This window comes from Variovorax sp. P1_H12_2, assembly GCF_056405335.1.
In genome coordinates, this window is sequence record NZ_JBFUCI010000702.1 from 1 (window position 1) to 1,656 (window position 1,656).

The window sequence follows — 1,656 nt, forward strand, 5'->3', positions numbered from 1 at the left end:
CTCCTGATCCGCGCCGGCGTGCAGGACCGCGAGATGGTCGAGTCGCTCGGCTACCGCATCGGCCGCCTCTTTGTCGGCGTCTTCGTGGTCGGCAGTGCGCTCGCGGGCCTGGGCGGCGTGATGTGGGGCCTGTTCCAGCAGAACCTGATTCCGCAGATGGGCGCGCAGGTCAATGTGCTGATCTTCATCGTGATCATCATCGGCGGCCTGGGCTCGACCGCCGGCGCACTGATCGGCGCCTTGCTGGTCGGCCTGATGACCAACTACATCGGCTTCATCGTCCCGACGCTGACCCAGTTCGCGAGCATCTTCCTGATGGTGGCGGTGCTGCTGTGGCGTCCGCAGGGCGTGTACCCCGTGGCCAATCGTTGAAGAGAAACCCATGCTGTCCCGTCTTCTTTCCAACGACCTGCCGCGCAGCCGCCTGCTGGCGCTGCTGCTCGCGGCCCTGGTGCTGGCGCTGGCCTTCGCACCCTTCCTGTTCCCGGGCGTCAAGGCGCTCAGCGTCGCGGCCAAGATCCTGGTCTTCATCGTGCTGGTGGCGAGCTTCGACCTGCTGCTGGGCTATACCGGGATCGTGAGCTTCGCGCACACGATGTTCTTCGGCATCGGCGCCTACGGCATCGCGATCTCGGCCAGCCGCCTGGGCGCCAGCTGGGGCGCGGTAGCGGTCGGCCTCGGCGCCGCGCTCGCGGTCTCGCTGGTGCTGTCGCTCGCGATCGGACTGTTCTCGCTGCGCGTGAGGGCGATCTTCTTCGCGATGATCACGCTGGCGGTCGCCTCCGCCTTCCAGACGCTGGCTTCGCAGTTGTCGGACTTCACGGGAGGCGAGGACGGCCTGACCTTCAAGCTGCCGGAGCTGATCTCGTCGAGCTTCGAGTTCGCCGAGGAGCCCTTCCTCGGCGTCTCGCTCGACGGCCGGCTGCTGTGCTACTACCTGCTCTTCGTCGCCACGGTGCTGCTGGTTCTTGCGCTGCTGCGGATCGTGAACTCGCCCTTCGGCCGTGTGCTGCAGGCGATCCGCGAGAACGAGTTCCGCGCCGAGGCGATCGGCTACCGCGTGGTGGTCTATCGGACCACGGCCTCGGTGCTGTCGGCGCTGTTCGCGACGCTGGCCGGCGCGATGCTCGCGATCTGGCTGCGCTACAACGGGCCCGACACCTCGCTGAGCTTCGAGATCATGGTCGACGTGCTCCTGATCGTGGTGATCGGCGGCATGGGCACCATCTACGGCGCGGTGGTCGGGGCGGTGCTGTTCGTCATTGCACAGAGCTACCTGCAGGACCTGCTGCGCATTGCCAGCGAAGCGGCCAGCGGCCTCGGCTGGCTGTCGGCACTGCTGTCGCCCGACCGCTGGCTGCTGTGGCTGGGGGTGCTGTTCGTGCTCTCCGTCTATTACTTCCCGACCGGCATCGTCGGCCGTTTGCGCGCGAGGGCATTGAAGTGAAACACCCCCGAAGCGCCTTCGGCGCCTCCCCCTCAAGGGGGCGATACCAGCGGCCCGGCGAAGCCGGTTCCGCGGTATCCCTGGCATTTGGCTGCGCCGGTTTCATGTGTCGCGGGTTACGCGATCGCGTCGTGGAGCACTGAGATGAATCTTCCGAGCTCGAACTACCTGAAACTCGCCGGCCGCGAGGTCCATTGGCTCGACTGGGG

The 1,656-nt window shown here is 66.7% G+C and carries 2 protein-coding genes; both read left to right on the forward strand.

Translation table 11 applies throughout. The features are described 5' to 3' along the window. Positions 1 to 372 (forward strand): ABC transporter permease subunit (locus AC1D2K_RS34350; RefSeq protein WP_478094863.1); only part of this gene is annotated, 372 nt, incomplete at its 5' end. 10 nt (positions 373 to 382) lie between these two features. Beyond that, positions 383 to 1,447 (forward strand): branched-chain amino acid ABC transporter permease, encoded by a 1,065-nt coding sequence (locus AC1D2K_RS34355; protein ID WP_478094864.1) that lies wholly within the window; start codon positions 383 to 385, stop codon positions 1,445 to 1,447. Positions 1,448 to 1,656: the final 209 nt, after the last annotated feature.